We start from the raw sequence: 3804 nt of genomic DNA, 5'->3' as shown, positions 1-3804 counted from the left end.
GCCCCCGCCGCCGAGCAGCCGGTCGGCCCCGCGGCGGCCACCTGATCGGGCGCGAGGCGGAGAAGGAGGCGGAGAAAAGCCGCGGAGAAAACCGGAGGCGCGCCCGCCGCCGGTCCGTGCACAATCCCCCACATGGGATCCCTCAGACGCCCGCGGGCCGAGGACGCCGCCGCCATCCACGAACTGGTGGCCGCCTGTGACCTGGCCGTGCTCGGCAGGGTCGACGCGACCCTCGACGACATCGCCGACGAGCTGGCCGAGCCCGGCTTCGACCTCGACCGGGACGGCTGGCTGGCGCACGACTCCGGTGGCCGCCCGGTCGGCTGGGCCTGGGCGTTCGCGCAGGGCGGCAGCGACCTCGTGGAGATCGACGTGTACGTCCGGCCGGGGTCGGAGCACGTGGCCGGCGAGCTGTGGGACACCGTGCTCGGCAGGGCCCGCGAGCTCGGGCGCGAGCGCGGCCACGACAGCGTCACCGTGGACGTCGGCGTCCACCGGGCCGACGAGGCCAAGCGGGCGCTGGCCGCACGGCACGGGTTCGAGCCGGGCACCAGCTACCACCGGCTGCGCGCCGACTTCGACGGGCCGGTCGACCCGCCCGTCCCGCCGCCGGGGGTGACCCTGCACACCGGCGAGAGCGACGAGGTGCGCCGGGAGGCCCACCGGGTCCACCAGGAGGGGTTCGCCGAACACTTCGGCTTCGTCCCGGCCGCCTACGACGACTGGTACGCGCGCCGCCAGTCGCGCAGCACCACCGACTGGAGCCGGCTGGTCCTCGCCCGGATCGACGGCCGCCCCGCGGGGCTGCTCGTCTGCAACGACCAGTTCGTCTCCGACGAGGGCTGCGGATACGTCGCCACGCTCGCCGTCCTGCCCGCCTACCGGGGGAGGGGGCTCGGCGGGTTCCTGCTGCGGCACGCGTTCGCCGCCGACGCCGCGCGCGGCCACAAGGGCACGATCCTGCACGTCGACTCCAACAACACCACGCCGGCGCTCGGCCTCTACCTGTCGGCGGGCATGCGCAAGGTCATGGTCATCGACGTCTGGCGCCGCCGCCTCTAGCGCGGTGGGCGGCGCTGCGGGCGGTGGCCGATGCGGCCGGGCGTATCACCTGGGATGCCGGCGTCGATTCCCCCATCGCCCGCGCGCATCACGGGAAAGCGGCTGGACGGCTCCGGTCTCACCCGGCAAGAACCGCACGCCGGTGCGGTGTGGCGGTGACCGTCACGGGCAGCACGGTCACCATGGACATCCCAGGGCTGGCCGAGTCGTACTGGATGGACTCCACCGAGCCGACGTCGTACCCGCTGCCGGCCGCTGACGTCCAGGTCGATGTGGCGGTGGTGGGCGGCGGTATCGCGGGCCTGTCGACCGCCTGGGAGCTGGCGCGGGGGGGCCGGTCGGTGGCGGTCCTGGAGGCGGACCGGATCGCGGCCGGCGTCACCGGATACACGACGGCGAAGCTGTCCGCCCTGCACACGCTCGTCTACGCCGACATCCGCTCGTCGCGGGGGGCCGACGCGGCGCGGCTGTACGCCACGTCACAGCAGCAGGCGATCGAACACCTCGCGCGTACGGCCGGAGAGCTGGGCATCGACTGCGAACTCGAACGGCTGCCGGCCTTCACGTATGTCGAGTCGGCCGACCAGGTCCAGCGGGTCAAGGAGGAGGCGGAGGCCGCCACGTCCGCCGGCCTGCCCGCGTCGTTCGTCACCGGCACGGGCCTGCCGTTCCCCATCGCGGGCGCGGTACGGGTCGAGCGGCAGGCGCAGTTCCACCCGCGTCGCTACCTGCTCGGCCTGGCCGGCGCCGTCGTCGCCGGCGGGAGCGTCATTCACGAACGCACGAGGGTGGTGGGTCTGGACGAGGGCGAACCGTGCCGCCTGACGACCGAGGCCGGCTCCACCGTCACCGCCGCCGACGTGGTGGTGACCACCCACTATCCGGTCTTCGACCGGGCGCTGCTGTTCGCCCGGCTCGTGCCGCACCGCGAGCTCGTGGTCGCCGCCCCGATCCCCGCCGACCACGATCCGAACGGCATGTACATCACCCAGGCCGACAACATCCGTTCGGTGCGCACCGCCCCGTACACCGAAGGCCGTCGGCTGCTCATCGTCACCGGCGAGTCCTTCACTCCAGGCGCCGGCGGGGTCAGCGGCCGGTATGACCGGCTCATCGCCTGGACGCGGCAGCGGTTCGGCGTGAAGGAGATCGCCTACCGATGGGCCGCTCAGGACAATCGGACCACGGACGGGATTCCCTACGTGGGCCGGCTGCATCCTGTGGCCAAGCACGTGTACGTGGCCGGCGGCTTCGGTGGCTGGGGCATGAGCAACGGCGTCATGTCAGGGTTGCTGCTGGCCGCTCTGATCGCCGGCGAACCGGTGCCGTGGGCCGGACTGTACGATCCGCGGCGTCTGCATCCCCTCCGGGAGGCGGCGCCGGTGCTGAAGGCCCAGGCGAAGGCCGCCGGGCACTTCATCGGCGACCGGTTGCGTTCACGCGCGGACTCCGTGGACGACATCGCCCCGGGCGCCGGCGCGGTGGTGAGAGTGAACGGCGAACGGTGTGCGGTCTACCGCGACGAGGGCGGCACGCCGCACGCGCTATCAGCCACCTGCACGCACCTGGGCTGCATCGTGGCGTTCAACGACGCCGAACTGGCATGGGAGTGCCCCTGCCACGGTTCCCGCTTCGCCACCGACGGCTCGGTCATCCAGGGCCCGGCCAACCGCCCCCTTCAGCCCCGCCCCATGTGAGGAGCGTTGACGCGAGGACTTACACGTACTGGTACCCGAGCCGGCCGGGCAGCTCGGCCGTCGGGGGCAAGGTGAAACCATGGGGTACATGGGCGTCCCAGCCGGCCACTCCTGCGTGTTCTGCGACATCATGGCGGGCCGAGCGGAAGCGAGCGTGCCATACCAGGATGATCTGGTAATGGCGATCATGGACATCAATCCCGTTGCTCCGGGGGACACGCTCATCATCCCGCGGATCCATGCCGTGGGGCTGGAGGACCTGGACGAGGCGACCGGGATCCACATGTGGCGGATCGGCCACCGGCTGGCGCGTGCACTGCGGCGCTCAGGGTTGCGCTGCGAGGGCGTCAACGTCTTCCTCGCCGATGGCGAGGCGGCGTTCCAGCAGGTCTTCCACGTGCATCTGCACGTGTTCCCGCGTCACGAGGGGGACGCGTTCCGGCTCGACGTGACCCCGATCGCCAGAGGACGCCGTCTGCTGGATCACGACGCGTCACTGCTGCGGGATGCGATCAACTCGCCAGGCGGCCCGGAAGCCCGGACCGTACGGCATGACGTCGCGGCGTGCCCGGACGCATGACGATCGGTCCCGGGGCCCTGAACGTCTCTAGACGCGGTGCGCCGCCAGGTGGTCCAGCACCGACTGGTTGGCCTCCCAGCCGTCCGGGAACTTCACCGGCACGCCGAGCTGCACCGGCTCCGCCGACGGGTGGGCGTCGAGGAGCTCGGCGATGCCCGCCCTGGCCACCACCACGCACGCGTGCCGGTGCCGGGAGGCCAGCACGCACAGCCGCCCCGACTCCAGGTGGAACGCGGTGGCGTCCCGGCGGCCCGACAAGGGGTGCAGCACGATCGTCACGTCGTACTCGCGGCCCTGCAGCCGGTTGGCCGTGTCCACGGTGATCTCCGGCGGCAGCCCGGCGTTCCTGATCGCCGCCACCTGGTCGCGGTGCGCCGCGCCCACCGCGATCCGGTCGGCCGTCACGGGCCGCTCGCCCTGCTCCGAGGCCGCCACCGCGCCGCGCTGCAGCAGCCGCGCCGCCAG

General features: G+C 72.7%; 4 protein-coding genes. 3 read left to right on the top strand and 1 reads right to left on the bottom strand.

Annotated features, from left to right (window positions below):
• Window positions 1–132 precede the first annotated feature (132 nt).
• The 3 genes from DQW85_RS12265 (at window position 133) to DQW85_RS12255 (ending at window position 3339) form a co-directional block, all read left to right on the top strand.
• Window positions 133–1062 carry a GNAT family N-acetyltransferase gene (locus tag DQW85_RS12265; RefSeq protein ID WP_113700449.1) on the top strand — a complete coding sequence of 310 codons (930 nt, stop codon included), beginning with the start codon at window positions 133–135 and terminating at the stop codon, window positions 1060–1062.
• Between the two features lie 155 nt (window positions 1063–1217).
• Window positions 1218–2759: an FAD-dependent oxidoreductase gene (locus DQW85_RS12260; protein ID WP_240197114.1), complete on the top strand. Its 1542-nt coding sequence runs from the start codon at window positions 1218–1220 to the stop codon at window positions 2757–2759.
• 115 nt (window positions 2760–2874) lie between these two features.
• On the top strand, window positions 2875–3339 hold the full coding sequence (locus DQW85_RS12255) for an HIT family protein (RefSeq protein ID WP_240197113.1): 465 nt from the start codon (window positions 2875–2877) through the stop codon (window positions 3337–3339).
• 27 nt (window positions 3340–3366) lie between these two features.
• Here DQW85_RS12255 and DQW85_RS12250 read toward each other — a convergent pair.
• The coding region (locus tag DQW85_RS12250; RefSeq protein ID WP_338043378.1) for an AAA domain-containing protein at window positions 3367–3804 on the bottom strand (438 nt) is incomplete at its 5' end.

Source organism: Nonomuraea lactucae (assembly GCF_003313395.1).
In the GTDB taxonomy this organism is placed as follows: domain Bacteria; phylum Actinomycetota; class Actinomycetes; order Streptosporangiales; family Streptosporangiaceae; genus Nonomuraea; species Nonomuraea lactucae.
This window is presented reverse-complemented; position numbering and strand designations above follow the sequence as displayed.